This window comes from Variimorphobacter sp. HTMS_6 (assembly GCF_059717775.1).
On record NZ_AP046094.1, the window covers coordinates 1,901,583 to 1,927,386 of the forward strand.

General features: G+C 35.3%; 26 protein-coding genes and 1 riboswitch. Of the genes, 6 read left to right on the plus strand and 20 right to left on the minus strand.

Going from position 1 to position 25,804, the window contains the following annotated elements:
• Positions 1-89 precede the first annotated feature (89 nt).
• The 6 genes from AC6IWN_RS08590 to AC6IWN_RS08615 all read right to left on the minus strand — a co-directional run bounded on the left by AC6IWN_RS08590 (position 90) and on the right by AC6IWN_RS08615 (position 5,755).
• A complete protein-coding gene (locus AC6IWN_RS08590; RefSeq protein WP_497991963.1) occupies positions 90-1,427 on the minus strand; it encodes a nitrogenase component 1 in 1,338 nt (445 codons plus the stop codon).
• Complete coding sequence (locus AC6IWN_RS08595) at positions 1,424-2,899, minus strand: nitrogenase component 1 (RefSeq protein WP_497991964.1); 1,476 nt, start codon at positions 2,897-2,899, stop codon at positions 1,424-1,426. Before AC6IWN_RS08595 ends, AC6IWN_RS08590 begins: the two co-directional genes overlap by 4 nt.
• A gap of 293 nt (positions 2,900-3,192) precedes the next feature.
• Complete coding sequence (locus tag AC6IWN_RS08600; RefSeq protein WP_497991965.1) at positions 3,193-4,173, minus strand: oxidoreductase; 981 nt, start codon at positions 4,171-4,173, stop codon at positions 3,193-3,195.
• A 464-nt stretch (positions 4,174-4,637) separates the two neighbouring features.
• Positions 4,638-5,009 carry an iron chaperone gene (locus tag AC6IWN_RS08605; protein WP_497991966.1) on the minus strand — a complete coding sequence of 124 codons (372 nt, stop codon included), beginning with the start codon at positions 5,007-5,009 and terminating at the stop codon, positions 4,638-4,640.
• Positions 5,006-5,182, minus strand: a complete 177-nt coding sequence (locus tag AC6IWN_RS08610; protein WP_497991967.1) for a hypothetical protein — start codon at positions 5,180-5,182, stop codon at positions 5,006-5,008. Before AC6IWN_RS08610 ends, AC6IWN_RS08605 begins: the two co-directional genes overlap by 4 nt.
• Before the next feature lie 87 nt (positions 5,183-5,269).
• Complete coding sequence (locus tag AC6IWN_RS08615; RefSeq protein ID WP_497991968.1) at positions 5,270-5,755, minus strand: DUF4395 domain-containing protein; 486 nt, start codon at positions 5,753-5,755, stop codon at positions 5,270-5,272.
• A gap of 347 nt (positions 5,756-6,102) precedes the next feature.
• Here AC6IWN_RS08615 and AC6IWN_RS08620 point away from each other — a divergent pair, with 347 nt between their 5' ends.
• The 4 genes from AC6IWN_RS08620 (at position 6,103) to AC6IWN_RS08635 (ending at position 10,478) form a co-directional block, all read left to right on the plus strand.
• Positions 6,103-6,480, plus strand: coding sequence for a GntR family transcriptional regulator (locus AC6IWN_RS08620; protein ID WP_497991969.1), 378 nt, complete (start codon positions 6,103-6,105; stop codon positions 6,478-6,480).
• 1 nt (position 6,481) lies between these two features.
• A complete protein-coding gene (locus AC6IWN_RS08625) occupies positions 6,482-7,381 on the plus strand; it encodes an ATP-binding cassette domain-containing protein (RefSeq protein WP_497991970.1) in 900 nt (299 codons plus the stop codon).
• A complete protein-coding gene (locus AC6IWN_RS08630) occupies positions 7,369-8,679 on the plus strand; it encodes a hypothetical protein (RefSeq protein ID WP_497991971.1) in 1,311 nt (436 codons plus the stop codon). The genes AC6IWN_RS08625 and AC6IWN_RS08630 overlap by 13 nt, the downstream gene beginning before the upstream one ends.
• A gap of 188 nt (positions 8,680-8,867) precedes the next feature.
• Positions 8,868-10,478, plus strand: a complete 1,611-nt coding sequence (locus tag AC6IWN_RS08635; RefSeq protein ID WP_497987278.1) for an IS1182 family transposase — start codon at positions 8,868-8,870, stop codon at positions 10,476-10,478.
• A 219-nt stretch (positions 10,479-10,697) separates the two neighbouring features.
• Here the strand turns inward: AC6IWN_RS08635 and AC6IWN_RS08640 are convergent, their stop codons facing one another.
• The 6 genes from AC6IWN_RS08640 to AC6IWN_RS08665 all read right to left on the minus strand — a co-directional run bounded on the left by AC6IWN_RS08640 (position 10,698) and on the right by AC6IWN_RS08665 (position 14,791).
• A complete protein-coding gene (locus AC6IWN_RS08640; protein WP_497991972.1) occupies positions 10,698-10,853 on the minus strand; it encodes a hypothetical protein in 156 nt (51 codons plus the stop codon).
• A gap of 58 nt (positions 10,854-10,911) precedes the next feature.
• Positions 10,912-11,094, minus strand: a complete 183-nt coding sequence (locus tag AC6IWN_RS08645; RefSeq protein ID WP_497991973.1) for a hypothetical protein — start codon at positions 11,092-11,094, stop codon at positions 10,912-10,914.
• 1 nt (position 11,095) lies between these two features.
• Positions 11,096-12,082, minus strand: a complete 987-nt coding sequence (locus AC6IWN_RS08650) for a hypothetical protein (RefSeq protein WP_497991974.1) — start codon at positions 12,080-12,082, stop codon at positions 11,096-11,098.
• A gap of 308 nt (positions 12,083-12,390) precedes the next feature.
• Positions 12,391-13,047, minus strand: coding sequence for a manganese catalase family protein (locus AC6IWN_RS08655; RefSeq protein ID WP_497991975.1), 657 nt, complete (start codon positions 13,045-13,047; stop codon positions 12,391-12,393).
• Positions 13,047-13,496 (minus strand): spore coat protein CotJB, encoded by a 450-nt coding sequence (locus AC6IWN_RS08660; RefSeq protein WP_497991976.1) that lies wholly within the window; start codon positions 13,494-13,496, stop codon positions 13,047-13,049. Before AC6IWN_RS08660 ends, AC6IWN_RS08655 begins: the two co-directional genes overlap by 1 nt.
• A 200-nt stretch (positions 13,497-13,696) precedes the next feature.
• Entirely contained in the window at positions 13,697-14,791 is a 1,095-nt protein-coding gene (locus AC6IWN_RS08665) for a radical SAM/SPASM domain-containing protein (RefSeq protein ID WP_497991977.1), read from the minus strand.
• A 336-nt stretch (positions 14,792-15,127) separates the two neighbouring features.
• Between AC6IWN_RS08665 and AC6IWN_RS08670 the strand changes: the two genes are divergently transcribed.
• Both AC6IWN_RS08670 and AC6IWN_RS08675 read left to right on the plus strand, forming a co-directional pair.
• Positions 15,128-15,490: a BlaI/MecI/CopY family transcriptional regulator gene (locus AC6IWN_RS08670; protein ID WP_497991978.1), complete on the plus strand. Its 363-nt coding sequence runs from the start codon at positions 15,128-15,130 to the stop codon at positions 15,488-15,490.
• A 2-nt stretch (positions 15,491-15,492) separates the two neighbouring features.
• Complete coding sequence (locus AC6IWN_RS08675; protein ID WP_497991979.1) at positions 15,493-17,055, plus strand: M56 family metallopeptidase; 1,563 nt, start codon at positions 15,493-15,495, stop codon at positions 17,053-17,055.
• Here the strand turns inward: AC6IWN_RS08675 and AC6IWN_RS08680 are convergent.
• From AC6IWN_RS08680 to AC6IWN_RS08715, 8 genes are all read right to left on the minus strand, one after another.
• On the minus strand, positions 17,038-17,163 hold the full coding sequence (locus AC6IWN_RS08680; RefSeq protein WP_497991980.1) for a hypothetical protein: 126 nt from the start codon (positions 17,161-17,163) through the stop codon (positions 17,038-17,040). The two genes, AC6IWN_RS08675 and AC6IWN_RS08680, sit on opposite strands and share 18 nt — an antisense overlap.
• 86 nt (positions 17,164-17,249) lie before the next feature.
• Positions 17,250-17,990: a hypothetical protein gene (locus tag AC6IWN_RS08685; RefSeq protein ID WP_497991981.1), complete on the minus strand. Its 741-nt coding sequence runs from the start codon at positions 17,988-17,990 to the stop codon at positions 17,250-17,252.
• A gap of 236 nt (positions 17,991-18,226) precedes the next feature.
• Positions 18,227-19,111 carry a hypothetical protein gene (locus AC6IWN_RS08690; protein WP_497991982.1) on the minus strand — a complete coding sequence of 295 codons (885 nt, stop codon included), beginning with the start codon at positions 19,109-19,111 and terminating at the stop codon, positions 18,227-18,229.
• 11 nt (positions 19,112-19,122) lie between these two features.
• Positions 19,123-19,611, minus strand: a complete 489-nt coding sequence (locus tag AC6IWN_RS08695; protein WP_497991983.1) for a flavodoxin domain-containing protein — start codon at positions 19,609-19,611, stop codon at positions 19,123-19,125.
• Positions 19,608-20,090 carry a MarR family winged helix-turn-helix transcriptional regulator gene (locus AC6IWN_RS08700; RefSeq protein ID WP_497991984.1) on the minus strand — a complete coding sequence of 161 codons (483 nt, stop codon included), beginning with the start codon at positions 20,088-20,090 and terminating at the stop codon, positions 19,608-19,610. The genes AC6IWN_RS08695 and AC6IWN_RS08700 overlap by 4 nt, the downstream gene beginning before the upstream one ends.
• A gap of 325 nt (positions 20,091-20,415) precedes the next feature.
• A complete protein-coding gene (locus tag AC6IWN_RS08705; protein ID WP_497991985.1) occupies positions 20,416-22,431 on the minus strand; it encodes a methyl-accepting chemotaxis protein in 2,016 nt (671 codons plus the stop codon).
• A 126-nt stretch (positions 22,432-22,557) separates the two neighbouring features.
• Positions 22,558-22,992, minus strand: coding sequence for a chemotaxis protein CheW (locus AC6IWN_RS08710; protein WP_497991986.1), 435 nt, complete (start codon positions 22,990-22,992; stop codon positions 22,558-22,560).
• A gap of 176 nt (positions 22,993-23,168) precedes the next feature.
• A riboswitch (cyclic di-GMP riboswitch) is annotated at positions 23,169-23,254 on the minus strand.
• A 202-nt stretch (positions 23,255-23,456) separates the two neighbouring features.
• Positions 23,457-25,802 carry an ABC transporter permease gene (locus tag AC6IWN_RS08715; RefSeq protein ID WP_497991987.1) on the minus strand — a complete coding sequence of 782 codons (2,346 nt, stop codon included), beginning with the start codon at positions 25,800-25,802 and terminating at the stop codon, positions 23,457-23,459.
• Positions 25,803-25,804 lie beyond the last annotated feature (2 nt).

The following is a 25,804-nucleotide window of genomic DNA, read 5'->3' on the forward strand; positions in this document are numbered from 1 at the left end:
AATACATGCCTTCCTTTTGCTATTAATTAGTGACTAGGATTTCGCAGGCACAAACTTCAAATGTGAATTATACTTTTCAATAATTCACATTATCTATAGGTCGCCAGAACATTATGATAGATATCCTCAATCACTCTGAGCCCCCCTGAAAATCCTGCATAATTTGTAGTTAATACCAATCGGTAGGGTGTGGGTACCGATGCTGATAGATAATCATATTCCTTCTCTTTCGCCAGTTCTTTATCCCACCCGCTACCGATTATAATACCTCGACCATCATGCTTTAAACCACGTATAACATCCTGAGCTTTGCCGGCATCCGGTTCAAAATAAATCGGAATTTCTCTTTTATCCGAAGTGCTTTGCAGTTCTTTGCGGATATCCTCATGAAATCGTTCCGGAGTATTATCAACCACAAACTGTTCCTTCGGTACGATTCCGACTTCATGAAGTAAGAATTTACTTAAGGCGACTACATATCCGGCATCATGCAATATGTGTACATGATTCGGAAGGCCATATCGAAATTCTAATAAAAATGTTGCTAAATTATCAATCTCTTCATAATAAGCATCCGATTCATGCTTGATAAATGCAAGTGCCTTTTCCTCATCGATATCAGCACCTTGCTCCAGCGCAAATTCCACCACTTGTTTCAAAAATTTCTCTGTCTCATTTGCTCCGATTGGGATATGAGGAAACCAGGTATACTCTTGCTTATATTTACTCTTAAGATTATCTACAATGGGTTTTCCGTACCAAGGACTGACTAATATATTAATATTAGCTCTTGGTATGGATTCCCACTCACGAACACCACCTGATTCCGGACCGAATAAAACATTCACTTTCAATCCAAGCCCGGTTAAAAGGCGTTTATATTCTGACAAATTCCCCTTCCAAAATGGATCTTGATATGGTATGGAGGCAAATAAATTCACTGTATTTGCTTCACTCTTTGGTTTATTATCTACTTCATAAAGAGAAACATATTGATCGATAATCGCATTTACAACAAGACTATGCGCCTCAAAATTACTTGCTTTAAATCCTGCTGTTTCTACCGATACAATTGGTTTTCCCTCCTCTTGAAATTCTCTAACAAGGCTATCAACATCATCTCCAACGATACCTGCCGTACATCCGGTAAGAACCACCTGTAAATCAGTATCCAGTACTTTATATGTATTCGTAATGATCTGACGAAGTCTATCAATACCGCCGAATACAACCTCTTTTTCCGAAAAATTAGTACAGGGTGAAGTGCTTCCTCCCGCATAACCAGTGCTTCGCTCAAAAAAGCCCTGTATCATATCTCCACAGCCTGGTCCTGAATGTAATATCGGTACCGCCTTTGGGATAGCCACAACACTTTGCAGTGCACCGATTGCACAGGTGTAACGCTCTTGTTCTATTATTCCGCTCATTTATTGCTTCCTCCTGTAAGAAAATAGTGCGGCTCCTGATTCAGCCACCATTTTGTATATGGATTAACCGCATGTTTTTCCAGGTTCTTAACAAATTCATCGTTTTCGAGTGTTTCTAAAATACGTTCCCCGTAATTAACCAGCCCTTCATAACCCATTCCATAATGTTCATCCCCAATTAAAAGTGATGGAATTCCAAGCTTAGCGCCCCAAAGTGTCATACCTCCATGGCGAGCCATCAGGATATCCGGACGAATTTTATTTAAGGCATTCACAAGTTCAAACTCTTGTTTGTTGCACACATTGAAATTCGGTACATTACCATAATCATTCACACGTTGAGCCAGTTGATCATTCTCAACACGTCCGCTATCATAAACCGGATCATGATGGAATATCGCTGCACCGGTTGCATCAAGCCCTAACTCACCAAGTATATCAAGTAGTGCGTGGCCATGCGCTGCACCAGCTGTTACATATGCAGTTTTCCCTTTTAACTTCTCACGTAATGCTTCGATTTTAGGTAAGTATTCTTCCTTTTTCTGTGCAATTATTTTTTCAGCTATCTCTTCTTTCCCGAGAGTCTTACCAAGTGCACGAAACCACCTGTCTGTTTGTGCGATTCCATAAGGCGGTGCTGCCGGAATCTCAGGTACACCAAACTCCTGCTCCAGTACCGCACCCAGATAACTGCCAAGGGTAGAACATGCCTGAACCGTTGCTGCTGCTTCTGAAGAATACTTTAATGACTGAGTAGTAGAATAAGGGGTAATATAATTAGGTACAGCTCCAAATGGTTCAAACCACTCTTTGAATATATCGCTGCCCCAAAAGTTTATAACATTGATAATATCTTGACGTCTTTCCCTCGGTTTTTCAATCAGCTTACGTGCAATTCCGTGATATGCTGCATCAAAGCCTGTCGTCCACACACGGGAACGAAACCCTTCACAGAAAATTGCCACAACCGGAATACCTAACTCCTCTTCTGCCTGCTCACACACACTCTCCACATCGTCACCGATAATTCCTGCAGCACAAGTAGTTAAGACAAAAATCGCATTAACCTTTGTTCTCTCATGCACTTCTCTGATCGCTTTTTCCAGTTTCGCATTTCCCCCGTACACAGTATCCTTTTCCTGTAAGTTTGTGGAATAGATTTTACGTTGTGTTGGTTGTTCCACATCTCTTAATGGTGAATTAACTCGATACGTGAACGCGAATTCATGCAGACAGGATGCACAACCAACCGGTCCATGGCTGATAACAGCACCATCCTGGATCAGTATCGTCATGCAAGCAGCTTTCGATGTAGCACAGCCTAAACATTGGCTAAAGGAACGATTTTTATCCTTTAAACCGCATTGTGATTCATTAACCAGATCTTTTGCATCGCCCTGATATCCGGTAATCGAATTAATTCGTATTTCACGAATCTGCACATCTGGTAATGATAGATTAACTTTTGACATATATAAGTGACCTCCTATTTTGCTAGTTGATTTTTTATTGATTTCTAGATGGGTTATTTGTTTATAAGAGAATTATTTATAAATCTAAAATATCATAGTAAACATACATATATTATATGTTTTATATTAGCGCAAGTTTCCATTTTTGTCAAGATAATTTTCCATTAATTACTTGAATTGTTTATCGTGCCCGTATATTACTATTAAATTACTGATATTACAACAAAAGGAGACGCATAGGATATCTTGCCAACTCCTAATACGTCTCCTTGAAATAACTATATTTTTATTATTTATATTATACCTTTTCTTGCAGGACATTTGGTATGATCGGTAAACCATAAACAGCTTTTACAAGCAAAACATTTGTTAATTGATTCGTCATTTAATATATGATTTGGAAAATCCGGATCTGCTAAGATTGCTTTTGCGACACCTATAAAATCAGCATAATCCTTTTCTAATAGATAGCTAATCTGCTCTTTCCTACGTATTTCATTTACTGCAATTATTGGGAGATTTATTTCTTTTTTTATCATGCTCGCACTATAGGTTATCTCGCTACAGGGAAAGTCCTTCGGTAGTGAGATAATTGGCGGTTTCATCCCAAATGATATGTTTAATAAATCAATTCCGGCTGCTTCCAATACCCTCCCGGCCTCAAGACCATTTTCTATATCAGGTTGGCAAGCTCCCATTCTGACACCAATCATGAAATTTTCAGGTGTGTTATTACGTATCTGTGGTATTACTTCTGTCAGTATTCTTGCTCTGTTTTCAATATTTCCTCCGTATTGATCGGTTCTAGTGTTGAACGAGGCATCAAGAAATTTACAAAATGTAAAGCCATGAGCAAAATGAAATTCTACTCCATCATAACCCAATTCTGCTGATGTAATTGATGCTTGAAGCATATCTGACTGAAGCATATTTATCTCATGAAGTGTCATTTCATTAATATCTCTATCACCACCGGATAATTGCAGAACTGCTGTCACACCCTCAGAGTGACAATTAGTAGCGATATCCCTTAATATTTTAGTATTATCCACCGTCCACAAATTGGTCTTATCCATTGCTCCCACAACATATGTACCTTGTACGATGAGTAATCCTACTCCTCCTTTCGCACATTTAGTATAATGCTCCAGATGTTGTTTTCCGTAAAACGAACCATTATCTCCTTGAAAAGAAAATGTATAAACCGGCTCCATAACAATTCTGTTCTTTATCACATTTCCTCTTATTACATACAAATCCTGCGGTTTTGCCATCACTTTGACCTCCTGAAAACACCAATTAATTATATAAAGTTTGAATATATTCTATATAGAATATCACTTAAAGTTAACTCTAAGTCAAGCGATAACTTTATTATGCATTATGGAAAATCTATTTATTTACTCTTTATATTTATTTCAAAATCCATATAACATACAGCTTTATTCAAATATACAGTTTTATTAGTATACCATAGAGATATTACTTTCTGTTACAGAATGAATATTGGGCAGATATTGTATCACTAGTGACAAGCTCTTAAGCGCTGAGTCCGCATCCTTCGCGGAGAGATTTTTATTCTATAGGTTTCGCTGACTTTATCACTTTGCAGTAATTTCATATAGAATAAAAAAGAAACAAATAGGAATCTTGTAACCCACTCCTATTTGTCTCTATATAATAATTTCTGCTTTCCATATATCTAATCTAACCAAGTAATGGTTCTACCTATTTCATGTTATCTCCAAAACGTAGTACAATTTGCCTTATCCTCAATATTGAACTTTATCATATCCTCAAGTAGATTATAATCAAGTGCGATATCCCATGGCATACGAATCAACTGTTTGGTATATTCGTAACCGGCTTGTGCAATTAGATCGGAGAAATGAGCAATACCGGCGCTTTCCGGCGCTACTGCCATATGTTTTTTCGACACACTGAACCCGATAATATAAGTACCATGATCCGTAAACATAGGTTGGTTCCAAGCTATTTTAGGCTCTAGCGATGGAAACTTACTATGAATCCAGTGAAAGACTTCTTCCATCCTAGCACGATATTCCAGGTTGTCTATTGTTAATAAATAATCAGCGAATACATCTATCATTTTGCCTCCCACTTACAACGTACCGGAGATACAATTGCATCTTCCTTTTTCAACTCTTTAAATGCGTTATCTATTTCTTTACGATCTAAACCGGACAACTTCTCAACCTCTCCTGCGCTAACCGGCTTACCTGCAGCTTTCATCACTTCTAATACAGTTTCTTTTGCACTCATATTTCCTCTCCTTGTATAATTCGAGTAGATAATATCTATAGTAACTCATTAATTGTAATATTATTCTCAGCTCTGAATCCAATCAAATCATTTCACCAATTGCTTAGATAACAATCTTCCTATATTCTTAGGAAATAACGAATACATCCAGCATCCTAAACAAAATCCAAGAAGAGATTCCAAACCTGCACAGATCAATAATATGACTAATATAACCGTACCAGCATTAAGTAAATTACCAGCATACAAAATTGCACCTACCATCGAAAATACTACACCGATACGTGCTGCAAATACTTTAGGTGCTCCATCCACCATATTCTTTGATAAATTTAGTCCGGTAACAATTCCTCTTGCCAAGGTTGCTAAAGGGCTATACTTCGGTTTGATAAAGGCCCGAATTATAAAATCTACAGACAATAGTCCACTAATAATTGCTGCTATATTGATTGATATTTGCCATGCTATATATAACGCTGTCCCCGTTATCAACAGAACAAATCCTGCAACCACTCTGGCTGTAGTATTATCACGTTGTTCTCCGGAAATAGGACATGATAAATTAATTCTCATAATATGACCTTCTTTCAAAAATAATTCTAATTATACTATACATATATGTTATATCTATAATTATGTTTTGTCAATCAATTCCTTAAGATTCTTTATCAGATTAATAAAAATACTACTAAACTAAAACATGCTCTGGTTTATTCTATAATGATACAATTTTATCTTCTCTCACATGATTGATAATGCCTTGTCTTATCACACTAGTCTGTCTTTTCAGTATATATAAGAGCCGTTCCTCAGTCATATAACAAATAAAAAATAACATATTTTTGCAAAAACCGATTGACATATACTTACATTCGATATATACTACATTACATAACTAATGTAGTAAAGGTGGTGATAAATTGAAAATAAATTTTGACAGTATAAAACCCGTATATCTGCAAATCGCAGAGGGAATTGAGGATGATATTATATACGATAAGTTGAAAGAAGGAGATGGATGTTACTCTCAACTCGTTATCGCAAAAGAATTGAATGTAAATCCTGCTACTGCAGCAAAAGGGATTAATTTGTTGGTACAAAAGGGGATTTTGGAAAAACAACGAGGGCTTTCCATGGTTGTAGCAAAAGGAGCGAAAAATATATTAATGAAAGAAAGAAAAGAAAGTGGACTGGTAGAGCTCATCGAGCGATTGACAAGTGAAGCAGATATGCTAAAGCTTTCAGAGCAGGAATTAATTGAGTTAATCAAGAATCACTATCAGGGAAGGGGTAAATAGAATGAATGAAATTGTAGTGCAAACAAATAATCTAAAAAAGCAATTTAGTAAAAATACAGCAATAAATGATCTATCAATAGAAATTCCTCAAAATAGTATAACAGGACTGATTGGGCGTAATGGCAGCGGGAAGACAACTCTGATGAAGATCTTATCCGGACAGCTCGAATTAACTTCCGGAACAGCTTCAGTATTTGGTGAAAAACCAATGGATAATATTAAGGTGTTACAAAATCTTATTTATACTTATCATAACTTTGGATATCAAAAAGAATTGAATTTAAAAACCATATTGCAAAACTATGACACGTTATTTCCCAACTTTGATTTAACGTTTGCAAATAAGCTTATGAAATATTTCGAATTAAGCCCTAAGATGAAATATAAGAATTTATCTCAAGGAATGGGTAGTATTTTTAATTTTCTGACCGCCCTCTCCTGCCGGTGTAGTCTCACCATGCTCGATGAACCTGTTTTAGGAATGGATATTACCGTACGACGTGCTGCATATGACATCTTATTAAGAGAATACACCGAAAACCCTCGAACCTTCATCATATCAAGTCATCTGTTTAACGAACTCGAAGGAGTATTATCCGATGTTCTATTGATTGAAAAAGGGGAAAAGGTATTACACGATAATATTGATGAGATACGTCAAAGCGCTTACCGTATCGACGGTGCTGCCCCACTAATAGATACTTTTATTGGGGACAAAAAAGTATTAGAACGACAAAATAGCTCAGTACAAAGCTTCGCTATAATATACGAACCATTAACTCCTTCTGTAAAAGCAGAAATTGATAAAATTGGCTTAACTCTCTCTACGGTACGAACAGAAGATTTGTGTATCTATCTAACGAAGCAAAACAAGGAGGATCAACTACAATGTTTATGGTAAAAGAAGAATTTCAATATGTCAAAAAACTAACCCTTACAAAGATTCGATCCGGGAAAAGAGGATATATCATTTATTTTTCTATTATGTTTTTTATGATGATCAGTAACTTAATTCCATCTATCGTCATGCTTCTCCAAAACAAAAGTTATCCTTCCATTATTCAAATACAAGAATTTTCATCAAGTATTTTTGGGGGCTTAATGGTCGGTTTCATTATTCTTAATATGATATATCGTAAGGAAAATGAATGTATGGCTATTTATCCTCAAACAAACAATACCCGATTTTTATCCTTCGTGTTAGATTCCTACTATTTAACATTCATTGTATCCCTTACGGTTTTGGTTATGTTTCTAATTGATTTTATTACCTTAAGAATCATAGCTTCATTTAGTAAAAATATAATGTTTGCACTGAATTTTGATATTGGATTTGTCTTCGTAGGGTTTTTTACTTTTTTAGTATATTCCTTATTGATTTGTTCCTTGATTATATTAGTAGGAACACTCATACGTAAATTCGGTTTTTATGCAATTATCACACTGTTTGCAATTGGTGCAACATTAATTATTAACATTATCTGGTCTATAAAGAATGTACCGAAGCTTTTGGGATTTTTTATTTACGAACATAATCTCGTATTTTTTTTCCTGAAAGCAATTATTACCTTTTTACTACTCAATTTAATCTTCATCCTAATAAATCACTATACAGTTTACTACAAGACCAATAAAATCAATAAATCGATAGCTATTATTGTAACTACTTTAGTTCTTGTGTTATCAATAGGCTTTACCTTAATCGCCGGATCCGTTTTCTTTCTGTCACCATTCAGTAACAGTATTACCAATGTCGATAATGTAGACTCACCCTTCAAGAGCATAAGCTTTGATCTGTCACAGCTTGACAAAAATAGCACGATCAAAGTAGTAACAAGCAAAAACATTAAAGACTTAGATGAAAGTAGCCATAATCAATATGATATGTATTTTGAAACACAGGATCAAGATTCAATGAAAGTCACCGGAAACAAGCTTACAATATATTATGATTATCCCTTTAAAATAATAAATGGTATCAATATTACCGATTTCACAAAGCCACATTTTTCAGCGAATATGAAAGGCAATACCCTTTATCTAAACTATGAATACAACAAAGATTTAAAATTAGTCATTCAACCGATTTGGGGAATGGCAAGCCAATTCTCAAATTATAAGAATAAAAATGTTACAACTCAATTTTGGAGTCACAGTGAAAGTAGTTCCTCCGGAGGGGTAAACATAATCATTGAATAACAACATAGAACTTGTTTTTATTCTCAAAGGTAAAATATAGCGTGTAATTTATTTATCCATTAGACAGTTTTAATAGATATGCAGTAAAGGGGCTGTTGCAAAACAAAATAGTTTTGTAGCAGCCTCTTTTCTATGCAGAAACAAAAATGCGGATTCCGAAGAATCCGCAAAAGTGGTATAATTAGGTCATGCGAATAACACAATTACACAAGAAAAATTATACCGAACTTAATCAAGGATATCAACTAGTTTTACCATTAAGTTTGGAAGGTTTGATACCTGAAGATGATTCTGTCCGACTGCTGAGCCACATATTGGAGGGATTAGATTACACAGAGTTGTATAAGGCTTACTCTTCTACAGGAAGAAATCCGGCAGTGGAACCACAGACCATGTTCAAGATCATGACCTATGCTTATTCACAGAACATATACTCAACTAGGAAAATCGAAACAGCATGCCGCAGAGATATTAACTTCCGCTGGCTTCTAGCCGGACAGAAAGCTCCTGATCACGTTACTATTAGCCGCTTTCGAAGAAACTATCTATCAGAAGGAGTGGTTGACCGACTTTTTTATCAGATGGTTCTAGTTCTACATGATATAGGTGAAATTCAGTTTGAGAATGCATTTATTGACGGAACAAAAATCGAGGCAAATGCCAATAAATACACATTTGTCTGGAAAAAAGTTATTCTTAAGAATGAAGATAAGATGATGGATAAAGCTATAAAACTGATAGCTGAAATTAATCTGTCAGAAATCAAAGAGTTTTCTTTTTCAAAGGAAACTGCTATTCAAGATATTGAAGGTATTCTTTTATGGTTATATTCAGAAAAAGAAAGCAGAAAAATCCCATTTGTACACGGTATAGGAAAGCGAAAAACACAGGTTCAAAAATGGATTGAGCAATTAGAGGAATATAAGGAACGAAAAGAAAAATACGATATTGGCAAGGAGCTTATGAAAAACCGAAATAGCTATTCCAAAACAGATGAGGATGCAACCTTTATGCATATGAAGGAAGATCATATGCGGAATTCGCAGTTAAAACCCGGGTATAATGTACAAATCGCGGTTGAAAGTGAGTATGTAACAGGAGTAGAGATTTTTCAGGATAGAAATGATGTGGCAACCTTAATTCCCATGTTAAATGGTATGTTGGAAAAGTTGGGACGTAAGTACACGAACCTTATTGCGGATTCGGGATATGAGAGCGAGGAAAACTATCGATATCTAGATAGAGAAAACATTACACCATATATCAAACCTCAAAGTTATGAGATATGGAAGAAAAAAAGCTTTAAGGATGATATCAAAAGATCTGAAAACATGAGATATTTAGAAGAGGCAGATGCTTATGTCTGTGCGAACGACCGAATTTTGTGGCCAGTAGGAATTCATCATAAGAAATCAGCGTCCGGCTATCGCTCCAGACTTACGGTATATGAATGTGAGGATTGCAATGGATGTTCCTACAAGTCCAAGTGTACAAAAGCGCAAGGAAATAGGCGAATGGAGTTATCTAAAACATTTATTAAGGAACGAAAAAAATCCCATGAAAATATAATGACAGATCAGGGAATTAAGTTGAGAGTTAATCGATCCATTCAGGTAGAAGGAGCCTTTGGTGTCCTGAAAAATGATTATGATTTCAATCGATTTTTAACACGAGGTAAAAACAACGTAAAAACTGAGTTTATTCTTCTTTGTTTAGGCTATAATCTCAACAAACTGCATGCAAAAATCCAAAATGGACGACTAGGAAACCACCTACATCCAGTAAAAGAAAGTGCATAAATTCAAGAAAAGTACATATCTTTATTAAAGTCGCGCTAAAACCCAAAAACAGATCTTAGACAAGGACAATCGAAATGATATGTCTTATTTTTTTTGCCTATAAAGAAAGAACGTGCTGCAAAACCATTTATTAAAACAGTTTTGCAACACGCCCTTCTTTACGACAATCAATTAAACTTTCTCAGTTGAAAACAAATTACACACTGACTTGAACACATATCATGTATTAAATATCTTCTCAATCCGATCCACAATGCTAATCCCGTTTATGCGCATCGATTTATATTCAACAACATATTTATTCTCTAAAATAGGAGCACCTTTTTCTCGGTTTTCCTCCAAATAATCCATATCGATATAATAATTGAAATTCAATAACAACACCATCCTGCGCATAATACTTATAATATATTATGCACAGAATAATAAGATGTTAATCGCACCTCTTTACCATATAGGAAGAGGCTTTTATATTTCTATCGATTCTCTCACTAATATTTACTCCAATCGTGGAAGGTAATTTCTCCTTTGTTACGAACTTATTATCACAGATAGCTGCTGCACTCTTTTTTGCCGGCAGATGGTTGAACAAACTAGCATAATCAATTTTGGACATCCTATTCCTCCTTAATTAGTTTAATCAAACAATATTTTGAGTATATGGCTTCAAATACGTTTAAATATGTATAAATTAATTGGCCTGCTTCATCAGCATACAGCTCATTGACATGTATTATTATATATATGCGAACTGTTTTCGAATAATTATGGAATTCTCCTAATTCAAATTCCAAAAACAGATCATTTTCATAACGATATATTTCGTCTTTTTGAATTACGCTCCTAATTTTTTCAATTTCTCGTTGGTGGTATGCCAATTCTTTTTTCATATATGGATCAAATTCCTCTTCCAAAAGAACTGTAATACTCATCCCATCGTAGTTCTTGGTTATAGGCATTAAAACGCTCTTTAGGATATTGGTGTATTCCGGAAGATTTATGGAACTGGATACATAATTTAATGTACTAAGGTAATTGATAATGCTGTCAATATGGCATATATGATCCGTTATGGTTCGAATCAAACTGGTATTAATATTTAGAGACTCTTTTTGACTTTCCGCTAATTTTTCTGTTACCGTTAGTTCGACTCCTTTAGTTCCTATTCGTAACTCCTTTACCTCAAACTGACGAATAATAAAATAATATATAATAATCGATGCGCATAGGAAAACACCAAAGTTAACCAATAATATATATTGCTGCTGATCTATCCCGAATGTATTCGGTTGATAGGTTTTAAAAAACACTTTATAATGGCAAAAATAATACGCCAGGAACAAAACCATCATAAATGTCCAGTACCCATTTTTCAATAATTTCTTTTTGTTAGCTGTGGATATGAACTTGCCCTTACATAAATAACATAAAAACAAGTAAGAGAATAATGCTGTTCCCATAATTGCAATGAAGACGGAAGAAAATATTATATTATCACTAATCAAGTCCTTTATTACACAACCGGCAACCACTCCAAAAGTTGCCGAAATTACAGAAATCGTAATACAATATAAGCATAATTCCTTTCTATGTTTTCTATTCATTTACTCGTCCCCCATTTCAAACCAGGACAATAGTATATATCTCCCTATTATATGTATATGTTTGGCTCATTTCATATATTACTAAATTTTATCGGATGATGATATTAATATTATCATGTTATAAAAAACAATACTTACAAATTTTGATCCTACATGAATTTATTTATTAATTTGTAAAACAGATTATTTTTAACTATTTTTTTAGTTAATTAAAGCCCTACAGATCATTATGAGCCGACCTCCAATCGCTGGATTTTACATTTTAGGGTCGGTTCATAATCTGTAAGGCTTTTTCATTCACCTAATATTTATTTGTAAATCAACACTTTCTCAGGTTTTGTATTATATTCGAAGGTATTCTCTTTAAAATCTTTATCAAACTCGGGATTAAAATAATAGAAGTTTTTGCTATTCATTTTATCTTTCGTCTTCTCGAGTGCCTCTCCAAATCTTTGGAAGTGTACTATTTCTCTGGCTCGAAGAAATTTTAGGGGCTCTTGTATCTCAGGATCAGGAATCATACGAAGCAAATTATCATAGACCGTTCTCGCTTTTTGTTCTGCAGCTAAATTCTCAGTCAGATCTGTAATCGCATCTCCTTTGGATTGAAATTCAATCGCTGTAAATGGCAATGATGAAGCCGCCTGTGGCCAGATAGCTGTGGTATGATCCACATAATAGGCATCAAATCCTGCTTCTTTTGCCTGTTCAATAGTCAAATGACTCGTTAGCTGATATACCATGGCACATATAATTTCCATATGAGCCAGCTCCTCCGTACCGATATCGGTGAGAAGTCCACCCACTTCTTTGATAGGCATGGAATAGCGCTGGGAAAGATATCGCATAGATGCGGATAATTCTCCATCCGGACCTCCATATTGACTTATAATCATTTGCGCTGTCTTAGGACACTGCTTTGTTATTTTCACCGGATATTGCAATCTTTTTTCATAAACCCACATTAAGCACTTGCTCCTTCCCAGGGCAACGGCCCTTCTGTCCAACAGAAAACAGTTTCATTCTGATCCATCGCATCCGGAATACATAATCTGGTTAATGGATAAAACTTCTGAGCAAATTGTTTTCTAATCTGCGCATACTCATCTGTTTTCTGATGATATAAGCGTAATGCTTGCTCATCTCTCTCATGTGTATCCAAATAAAGAGTTAGATCATCCAGCACAAAACCAATCTGATAAATCTTCTCCATCATTGCTTCACGTTCACTTAACGTTGCACTTTGAGTCCCTTGGGCAATTGCACTTTTCGTACGCAAGACACCTTCGGTAGCAAAAAATGGCATATTTAATTCCTGAAAAATCGTACCAATATTCAGAGCTTCTTCATCATTGTATAATGTTCCCCACTTCTGAATAGGTATGTTTGAAATAGCCAAACAATTATCAGACATAAAAAACTCCTTTCCTACAGATACTTATTGTAATCTAATTTTTCTATTTACAAAAAAATAAAATTTTAAGATTACATTGATAGTATCTGCATAAAAGAAGTTTTTACTTTGGTAATCATCAACTGTTATGGATAACTGTTTTTGAAGAGTCTAATCCCTTCATAACATTGATTATTATTAAATTGATTTCTTATTTTAAACTAATCATTTTCCAACAAATGCTCAACAACCTCTTTTTTCTCAAATAATACACATCCACCTTTATGATCTTCCATAAGAACATTCTCCTGTTGAAGCTTTAAAAATAATTTTGAGCATAGCGCCTCCCTCAAGGTAATATCCTTAATGTTTACATCGGAATAAGGTGAGAACGGGCATGGTTCTGCCCCTCCCTGAGAATTTATATGAAAGAACCCTCTTCCGGCTGCAAGGCAACCGCCGGAACTCTTCTCATCCCCCGGAAAAGAAATAACTATGATATTCTCATATTTTTCTCTCAGAATACATAATTTTTCGTTCAGGAAATCTCGTTCTTCCTGTTCCGGCGCCAAAGGAATACTTTCCTCCGTAACCGGAACATACTCTATGTAAAATAATACTTTACATTCATATTTTATTAATTCTTTAATAAATGCATCGGAGGTAACTTCCTTGATATTCTCCTTTGTAACTGTAACCGAGGCACCATATAAAAGATGATTTTGCATCATCTGTTCCATAGCCGTTATTACGCGGTTATAAACACCTAGACCCCGTCGTCCATCTGTATTATCCTGATACCCTTCTATACTGAACACCGGGATTAAGTTTCTTCTATCATCAAAAAGTTTCATATAAGATTCATTAAACATCGTTCCATTTGTGAAGATGGGAAATATAATACTTGGTGTTTTTCCAGCCATTTCAATTACATCCCGCCGAAGCATTGGTTCACCACCCGCCAAAAGGATAAAACCGATTCCTAAAACCTGCGCTTCTTTAAATATTCTAAACCATTCCTCGGCACTTAACTGATCCGTTCCCTCTTTATCGCCACATTGATTATTCGCCCTAGAGTAACATCCAGCGCAATGAAGATTACAACTATTGGTAATACTTGCTATAAGGAATGGTGGAATATTCTCCCCCTGTTCCTTGGCTTTACGACGAAGTTCTGTCGCTTTTTTACTTGCCAAAGCATATTTTCCGATAAATATACTTTCCTTCGGATCCTTCAAGGTAGCACGGATTGCTCGCTTCACAATCGCTTCCACTCCTCTAGATAAATATCGTTCTAAATTAAAATCCTCTGACACAAATCATCCTCCTATACGCTTATATCTTTTTATCATGATATCTACTCAATATGATAAAAATCTCTTCTTATTATGTTATTCATCACGCCCGTACGTTGTCAGCTAAATTAACTTTATATCAATTAAACCATACACCCTATTATTTGTAAAATAATTATTTAAATGGATTGACATTTTGGTCTATAACATATAGACTAAAACAATAAGGTCTATATATTATAGACCAGCGTATTAACCCAATTTATTCAAATTATTAAACAATAAAATGATTCTGTTAATTTATGTGTATTACAATATCTAAGTATATCTAAATTTATGAAAGGGAGGGCTCAGTATATGAATGATTATAAATTATCCCAAAGCGAAACAAGATTTGCTGAATTAATCTGGCAATATGAACCGATTGGATCCGGAGAACTGGTCAAACTTTGTGATAGGGAATTCAACTGGAAGAAATCTACCACTTACACAGTACTGAAGACACTATGTGATAAAGGTATCTGTGTAAATCAGAATGCTATAGTAAATTCCTTAATAACAAAAGAAGAATTATATGCATTACAAAGCAGAGTGTTTGTTGAAGATACGTTTGGAGGCTCTCTTCCAAGATTTTTGACCGCCTTTATCGGTGGCAAAAAGCTCTCAACAAAGCAAGCTGAAGAACTGAAAAAATTGATCGATGATCATAAGGAGGAATAATCATGAATCTATTTCTTACTGTTTTAAATATGAGTTTAACAGCAAGCTATGTCATCATTTTTATTCTATTGATCAGAATCCCGCTCAAGAAGGCTCCAAAGGTAATCTCTTATGCTCTCTGGAGTGTTGCAGCCATAAGATTAATATGTCCATTTTCATTCGAAAGCATCATAAGCTTATTGCCAATGAAGTCCTCTCCAATTCCGTCAGATCTCTTAACTCAACCATCCCCTCAAATCAACAGTGGTAACACAATAATCGATCATTATGTGAATCAGAATATACCGGAAACCGTTTCAAGTATAGGCACTACGATTAATCCCCTTCATCAATTGATACGAATAGCTCTCATTATTTGGATAGTTGTTTTTGGCGCTATGATTATCTATAGCATTGTTTCAATTATTATATTAAAGTATCGACTAAAGTCCGCACAGAATATTATAAGTAATATCTATGAGTCAAGTAATATAAAAACTCCCTTTGTTTTAGGTTTGATACACCCCCGAATATATCTCCCATCAGGACTCAGCCCGGACGAACGAAGCTTTATTATTCGTCATGAACAAACGCATATCCGTAGATTTGACCATATTATGAAACAATTTGCATTCTTGATTTTATGCATTCATTGGTTCAATCCATTGGTATGGTTGGCTTTTGTACTAATGGGAACGGATATGGAATTATCCTGTGATGAACGAGTAATTAAAGTAATGGGTGGAGAAGTAAAGAAAGGGTATTCTTTATCCCTCCTATCTCTTTCAACTGAAAAGCGAATCCTAAACGGTAATCCTCTTGCATTTGGTGAAGGTAATGTAAAAGGACGAATTAAGAATGTACTAAATTACAAAAAACCGAGTATATGGTTAATTACAATTGCTGTACTTGTGGCAACCGGTATTGGTGTTTGTTTACTCGTAAACCCGAAGAACAACCTTTCCACAGAAGGCATCTCCTCCGATGCAAAACCATCCGTAACAATAGAACCCAGTGTTACACCCACCGTCACCGCTACTATTATCCCTACGAAAAGCGCTCCCCTTCTTAAACTGGTAAATCCCTCATTTGCTCAATATAAGTATAAGGATTCCATTGGAGCAGATATGGTAGATATTGACTATGCCTCCGATAACATAGTAATTATTCATGGTTATTTTGGATTGTTTGTATATGATATCAAGTCACAAAAAATGCTCCGAACATTGAATTTAAAAGCAATTAATTGCAATTATACACAGGGAGATGACTATTGCGAAGTATCCGTAAGCCCTGATGGTAACACGATTCTTTTACACCCTATGTCCAGAAAAACGATGTATCTTTATACAGTGTCTGACAACAACTTATTTGAGACGCATTATCAACCTATGAATAATAAATTCAACAACTTTGTTCCAATGGAACAGGTGATACCGATTGAAAAACAGAAGCAGCCTTACAGCTATTCGGCAGTTAAATTTGGAGAAAAAGATTACGGCTATCTCTCCTCCACTAACATCACGATTGGTTCCATCACGTATGAGAGAGGCAATAAGAAGTACCAATTATTTCGTAATCGTTAAGCCATATTCGTTGGTACCACCCTCTCCGATAGTCGCAGCCGGAACGGTCCAATCAGTGCTACACTCGTTCCGGCTGCTTTTTGTCACCCATCCCTGAAAGCATTCCATCTTAGCACTTCTCTTTCAGCGATTTAATAGCAATTATCAACAAGTCTTTAAGCTATACTAATAATATCTGTAAATATTTACACTTATTAATACCCACTTCCACAGATCGTCATCGCATGACCATCACCACGCACGATCACATGAAGATATTGTTCTTCTGTATTGATTCTACTTAAGAAAGGGCGTATTACATCCGCAGTTGACTTCCTTTTTTTCTCTGGATTATGCTTCGCACTAAACATTACTTTTGAATTCAATCCATATTTGAATTTATTAGAATCTGAAGTTTCTTCTTTATTTATTGATTCTAACTTTCCCGTTAAAGTTGATATGGTCGCTTCTTCCTGTTGATTGAACGAATTACTTGAATCCGGTTTCAACTTGTGAAAGCTATTTACCTGCAACTGCACTTTTAGTACGATTCCGGCAATTGGATTATCCTTCGTCCCATAATTATTTGGTTTACTTGCTGTTACATTACAGACAAAATCATAACCTGGTTTTGCAAATATCTCTACTGGTAAAACCGTAACCTCACTCAGATAATTGCTTTTCTCTTCAAGCTCTCCGAAAGAATTATAAGATATATATAAGGTCATTCCCGCGACGATTTCATTATTAATATTCCTAAAGCGAATCACAAAAGGTCCATACTTCATTGCTTTAAATCCTTGCATATCAGACCATGATGTACGCCGTGGTAAAATCGATACTGTTGTTAAATTTAACGTAATATTTGATTTAAGCCTTTTTGTAGACCTTTTACTAACAATTATTTCTTTTGATGGTTTATCAATAGCTGATTTTTTTTCATTTATTTTAATCATTCTTATTGCCCCTTAGATAAAAATTGTTCCCGAGTGACCATGATACGTTGACACCAAACCGAATAATCAAGCAATCATCAAGTACCCATTATTTATTTTATGACAATATTCGACATATGTGAACAACTTAATTCACAAAAAGGCAGAGCCATGTGAACTGTCTCCCAAAAGTTAGACCAAAAATCTAACAATTGGGGGGTCGGTTCACATGGCTCTGCCTTTTTAATACTAATATATTATCCTGCTAGTTCTCTCTTGTTCTCTTTGACATGCTTCATTAATATGATAAAACATATCAATGCAAAGCAATTTAATGCCGGAAAAATTACAACTTCTGCCACACCCATATCTACTTGATTTAAAGCCTGATTGATAATCATCATGCTAATACAGGTTAGCATTGTAATTCCTTTTACGATAATTACACAAGATAAGAGATATCCAAATGGCTTCTTCTTTATTAATAAGATGCCCGACACAAACGCTGTTGGGACAACGATCCCCAAATCCATTCCTTGTATTACCAGGGTAGAATAATGTTCCAGACCAACGGGAACCATTGAATCAAATATTGAAGGTGCCAGCTTTCCTAGCCATAGCATACCAATTGCAAATCCAATGAACAACTGAAATCCGCCCAATAATTTAACCGGTAGTCGCTCACTAAATCGATCTCTGATTCGACTTATATCAAAAGACATAAGACAAAAAATAAAGGCATATAAGCTAAGTGACATCAAAATTACATATATTATAAAAAAGGGATTGTACATCCATAAAAATGTATATGAGATATATGTATATAAAAAGTATCCCACGGTTCCTGTTACAATCAGCCTCGCTCGAAATGACCCCTTATTCAAAAAATATAATGAGATTAAAAGAAGGGGTATCCCTACAATTAGGGTGAATAAATCAGATGCCTTTCCCTGTGCAACTACCGCAATAGAATCATTCTGATATAATCCATATCCATAGATTTTTATAACTTCCCCGTGAATCGACTTAAAATCATGCTCTCCCGCTCCACCCTGAAGAAATAATCCGGATAAACATGCAATAAATGCAAAAATAGCTATTCCAAATATTAGTATATCAATCACTCTATTATTATTTTTCATAATCACACTCCCTAAGATAGATTTAGAGCATCAGCGAATCTCTGAATATTTTCTGTAAGTTTCTTCGGTTCCGGTTTTCCTTCCTTCGCTGTTGCTTTTTTAATTATATTCGTAATCAATTTATGGGAAAATTTCATTTTATCCATCCTTAACTCCCCACCGAAACATTCTTTGATAAATGCGTGCTTTATCAGTTCATCTGAGAATGAGCTGTTTATCACCTGATCAAAACTTTCCGGTGTTCCGCAACAAAGAAAAATCGCAAAACGTTTGTTCAAAAGATTACTCAATTGCTCCGTACAAAACAGTTTTAGCTTCTTCTGTATCTGTCCAACATAAACGGATCCTCCTATTACCACTTGATCAAATGATTCAAGGGCAGGTACCACTTCTTTCATCACATTTACAGCTACAACTTCTCCTTTTAACTCTTTACTCAGATCCTCCACACACTCTTTTGTAAATCCATAAGTAGTTGCAAACAAAATTAAAGTCTTCACTCTTTAATATCTCCTTCCATTGAGTCTTGTTCCATCATCGTTAAGTTTTCCATCATTTTTTTTAATACAATCGCTGCTGATTTGATATCTTCTTCCCTGATATCTCTGAAAAGTGCTTGGGTAAACTGTGCTCCCTTGGGACCTGTTTTTTCCCAAAACTGAGTACTTTCCTCTGTCAACACCAATCTTGTTGCTCTGCCGTCTTTTTTATCCTTCACCAATTGTAGTAATTTTTTCTCCTGTAGCTTCAGCGCAACTTGCTTTACATTTTGATAGGAACTTCCCATCTCCAATGCGACTTGCTTCAGTGTTGGTGGCTGATCGAATAAATTATCAAGGATAATCGATAAAAACCACTGCTTCGAAGTTACCCCGAACTCCTTCAACTCTCGTTCCATTAGCGTATCCATCTTATTGGCTAACATTATTAGCCCTCCAAATATATACTTTTTATCTGGCATCTGTTCAATTTTGCTCATGTTTATCACACCTTCATCATAAAAATAGGTAATACATTATCTATTTAGATAATATATTACCTATTTTACTTTGTCAATATAATTTTGGTAATATCTTTACATTTAAGGTAGTAATCGGTATAACCTCTCTTCTTATAGTCAGCGGATATGAACAAAGCCGAAGAAATACGCTATTTAACGTTAAATTGTATATCGTAATCGTGAATACAACTTATCAAAAAGGGGTAAAAGCATATTCCATATATACTTTTACCCCTTATAATGACTTATTCTATTAGATCCTGTACCGTTAACAACAATACATTAATAACCAACTAGTATATTGTTATATCGTAAACTTACGAATAATAGACTGTAGATCTTGTGCCAAGGATGCCAAATCTTCACTTGATTTTGCAATTTCTTCAATGGAAGAGGTCTGCTCAACCATCGTTGCTGTAACCTGCTGTGTTGATGCAGAATTTTCTTCTGCAATTGCGGATAGATTTTGTAGAGAATCAAGAATTTCAGCTTTCATCTTATCCATTTCCTGCCCAGATACATTTAACTGTTGAACTTTGTTTTCCGCCTCTTTTATCGCTTCCCGAATGGTAAGGTAGCTGTTTTTATTATTTTCAACACTGTCGGATTGTTCCTGAATAACATTTGCCATATCGCTTATGGTTTTTACTGCATCGTGGGAATTTTTCTGTAAATCTTTAACCATTGCATCGATATCCTTCGTTGAAGATGCAGATTGCTCAGCAAGGCGCTTTATTTCTGTTGCAACAACTGCAAAGCCTCTTCCTGCTTCACCGGCTCTTGCAGCTTCGATTGCAGCATTCAAAGCTAATAAGTTTGTCTGGTCTGCGATAGAAGCAATCACATTACTTGCCTCCCCGATTCGTTTTGAGCTTTCATCTGTTTTGATGATCACATCATATATTTCCTTCGAAGCGACATTATTTTCTTCTGTTTTTTCAGATAAATATTCGATCTCTTTTAATCCTGCATTTAATACATCAACTACCTTTTCTGTTGCTACGTTCAGGCTCTTTAAGTGATCCTGATCTTTTTCAATAACATCACCTAATATATTGGCCTTATAGGAACCATCCTCGGTGTATTTTGCTTGCTCAGAAGCTCCTTTTGCGATTTCCTCCACTGTAGTAGATACTTCCTCGGAAGAGCTGGCTGACTGAAGGGAAGTTGCTGACAATTCTTCCGAAGCAGCGGCTAATTGTTCTGACGATCTGCTAATATCGCTTACCACACTTCTAACACTATCCGTTATACTTTGGAGTGCTCTTGATAAGATACCAATCTCATCTTTTTTATTAAGATACTTTTTATCAATGTCTGAAGAGATATCCAGTTTAGCAATTTTCTCAGATAATCCAACCGTTTTAATGATTGGCTTTGTTATACCGTTACCAATGATATAAGTAATAGCAATACTTAAAATCAAGATAATTACTACAACCATAAGAATTTTATCTTGAAGCTTTGGTATAGACGCTAAAACTTCATTTTGATTCGCGGTGATAACAAATATCCAGTCGGTACCCTTGATACTTGCATAACCTGCATATAAATCACTTTTGTTAAAATTATACGCACTTACCCCATTCTTCTCTTTCAATATCTTTGTAAACAGATTTGACAAAGAGGTTAAACTCTTATCTTTTTTTGCTTCTTCAATCGGTGTAAACTGATTCAGTACCTTTTCTTTGTCCTTATGTGCAATTACTGCACCTGTACCACTTATCATATAACCATATCCGTTTATACCATATCCCGTATCCTTAACAAGATCACTTAATGCATTGCCGTCACGACGTCCAATTAATGCTCCCACAATTTTTCCACCCTTTGTGATTGGTGTTGCTACCATAATAACCGGTTCCCCGGTTACCTTACTGATCAGAACGTCGGAGATATTGGTTTCACCGGCCAAAGCCTTCTTGATATACTCTCTATCTGCCAGGTCACTGATTGAACCGTCCGTATATTTTGCTGTTCCGTCTAATTGAACAACTGCAAGATCTAGGAAATCGGTAGATTGTACTAAGTCTTTTAATAATGGAAGTTGACTATTCCATTTCATATCCTGAATTTCATCTAGTTGTGCTAGTATTACCAGCGAACTTTTTAACGTTTCCAAACGACTTGTTGTTAATTTTGCATCTTCACGTGCTAACGAAGAAAGTGATTTTTCCGCTTCATTTTTCAGTGCATCCTCTGAACTCAATAATGCTGTCAGACTTATTGTTAGTGAAGATACTAAAATCAGTAGCGTAAAGAATAGAACTAATTTTGTTTTTATACTATTAAGTTGTATTTTTTTTAATTTAAATTTCATCTCATCTCTCCATTCAAAATTATTTTCCAATAGGATTATCCTTGTTCGCGGTATATAAGATTTACTTTAACGCCATTATGGTGCGCAAGTGTCGGCAAGCTGACACTTTATTCAGTAATGATATAATTAAGCTGTAAATACTTCGTAGATGTCTTTTTCTTTCAGTGCTTTAAAATTAACGATAGTAATAATATTGTCTTTAAATTTCGCAAAGCCGGTAACCAGATGATTAAAACGCAAGGAACCTGCGCTTTCAATATCATCGGAAGTAATATTGATGATTTCTTTTACATCATCAACAATGAAGCCGGTATCTCCGTCATCTGAGATTAGAATTTTTGATTGTTCCAGGTAACCTCTGTCACCAAGACCAAACTTCTCACCCAAATCATATATTGCGGTCACTTTCCCTCGTAGATTGGTAATACCCTTCATAGATCTCGGCATTTGCGGTACTTTACTTATCTCCACTCTATTAATAATTTCACGGATTTCTGAGATTGTTACCCCAAACAATTCATTTCCCAGTTTAAAAACTACAATCTGTCCCTCTAAATTCACTTATTTGTTCTCCTTTCTCAATATTAGTCGACACACATGAAACATACCCGTCGTATAAATTTCTGTTTATATCTCTGAATAATGACCATGATTCTGTCGTAATGGTTTTACTTGAAAAAGCGCACAAAAAACTGCGGCGAAAAAAAGCCGCAGTTAATAAACCTTATGGTATATACTGTGGTAACCTGACTATCATAGTGCATCGCACCTTAGACTCATGGCTTTGCGTCCTTGCCTTTCGGTAAGTTTGCCTTTATCAAGTATTAAAATTTGCATACTAGTACATCAGAACTATATTTTATTCTACACAGGAAGTCAATGGAAATACTGAATAAAATAAATAGTGAATTTTATAAATAATTATAAATTTTATCCATGACAAAGTAATAATTGATAATTTTTCCACAGTAAATCTTTTGTATTTCGACATTATAACCAATTTATTGACAAATCATTTTTATTTTTTATTCCATAATCAATATTCTCGGATCTACTCTCTTTATTCGACCGGATAGTAAATAAGAGAATACAAAAAATATCGCCATCATAAATGCCGCCGGAACCAGAATTCCAATAAAATTCAGATTTCCCGAAAATTTGGATATTCCCATAAATGATAATAAATATCCCATGCATTGATTAAACATCAAAACACTTATCATTACTCCTATCATAGAACTAAGAGCGGCTACCAGTAAAAAGCGAAGCGCAAATTGTATTCGCAGATTCGTGGAGGTAAATCCAATTGCTTTATAGATTCCGTAATCCTGACGTTCCTTTGCAAATATCTTTGTGCATTGTAGGAATATTACAATAACAACAAATAAGATCGATATTCCATACATTAAATACAAGATACCATTCATGGCAGATACGATAGCATCGATACCTCCAAAACCATCGGAAGAACTCTGTACCTCGATTCTATCACCGAAAGTCTTCTTTAATTCATTTACAATTTCACCCACTTTGGTGCTGTCAGCCAGTTTATACTCATTGCTGATGAAATCTGATGTAACAAGTTTTTCGTACCCTTTTTTGTTTAATGCGATATTCATTCCCATATCATTGGCAAATTGATAGATGCCGGATACCATGAATTTTTCCTTTTTCCCTCCAAAGGATAGGGTAACCGTATCCCCTATACCCACTTTTAGATCAGAGGCAATAAACTTTGTTATCAGTATCTCATTATCATACAAACAGGTTCTGCCTTTTAGAATTGTATTAAATTGAGTCGGATCAGAGCACATAAAGCTGTACACCTTACATCCATTAATCAGTAAATAGGAAGAGGATGTCTGATAGGTTTTTTCTATCGTACTTTTTGAATTAATAAATTTCTCCACATCTTTACTAAGACCGGAATCCCCATAATTTACTTCAACATCGCTATTGATGCAGGTGAATAACTGAAGGAGCCCTTTGCCGTCCTTGCCTATTCCACTCCCCATATTACTTATAATAATCAAAAAGAAAATGAGTAATACGGTTATAACCCCAGAACTGATATATTGTTTTAGATTCGATGTTAATTGACGTAAAGCGAGAAGAAGACTCATCCCTCGTTTTCTAATCTTTACTTCTAGGCGGCTAGAAAAATATACAGCCTCCCGCCCTCCTCTAATGGCTTGGATTGGGGTTATCGATGTTATACTCTTTAATTTAAGCAAAACAAACATAGCAATTATCACAAGTATTCCACAGATCGCTCCGAGGCAAGGAATAAGTGCAACTTGATTGGATACCAACAAGCCGGTTACCGATGATGTCAGGTGGTTTACATAAAATATGATAGGAAACGCTACCGGAATCCCTATCAGAGAACCAATAACGGCACTGATCAAATATTGAAGTTCAAAGATCGATTTTATCTTTCCTGCGGAGAATCCAAGTGCTTTCAGTATTCCTAGATTTACGTATTCCATCTCGATACTGCTAGTTATGCTATGACTCATAACAATAACTGCAACAATAAGCAATACAAGGATAAAAGAAACCAAAAGACCACAGAAGATGTTGGTTGTAAGCAACATATATCCTTTTGCCTGGTCGATGCCCAAAGAACTTCGGGCAAATCCACCTACATCTGAGCTTTCATTGATAGACCGCTCAAAATTCATAAAACCTATTTTACTATCTTTCTGTTTAAATATATTAAACACCATACCCTTTGTAATTTCTTTGGATTTACTTTCATAAAGCTTCTCCAAATCCGTGCTGTTCATCAATATATTTTTTATACCCATCATTGCACTTCCACAAAACGGATCTTCCATAAAATATTTTACAGTATACTGCTTCGGTTCCCCACCGGTTTTAAAGGTAATCCGGTCTCCAATTTTGCAATTATATAACGATTTAAAGCTAATTGGCACAGATACTTCCCCCTGCTTTAACTTCTCTGTTTTTTCCAAAAAACCATTTTCCTTTTTATTAAAAACCAGAAACTGAAAGCAATCTTGTTTATCCGGCTGTAATATAACTCCATCGGATGTATATCCGTTCAAATCTTCAACTGTACTGTATACCGCTTGCACCTTTTTGATGGAATCTACATTAGGATTTTTTTGAATCTTTTCCTGGAGTGATTTCATATCTCCATTTGGTACCTTATCATTGTATAAATGAATAATCATGTCTCCATATCCATCTTCTTCTAGCGCTTTTGAAACCCTTTTATCTGTATTGATATATATCGTAAAAACAGTAGTAAGCGCAAGTGAAACGAGAAACATCAATATCATTATTCCAAAAAAACTGCTTTTCTGGTGACGTATATTTGCCTTTAATAACGTTAACTGCTCCATAT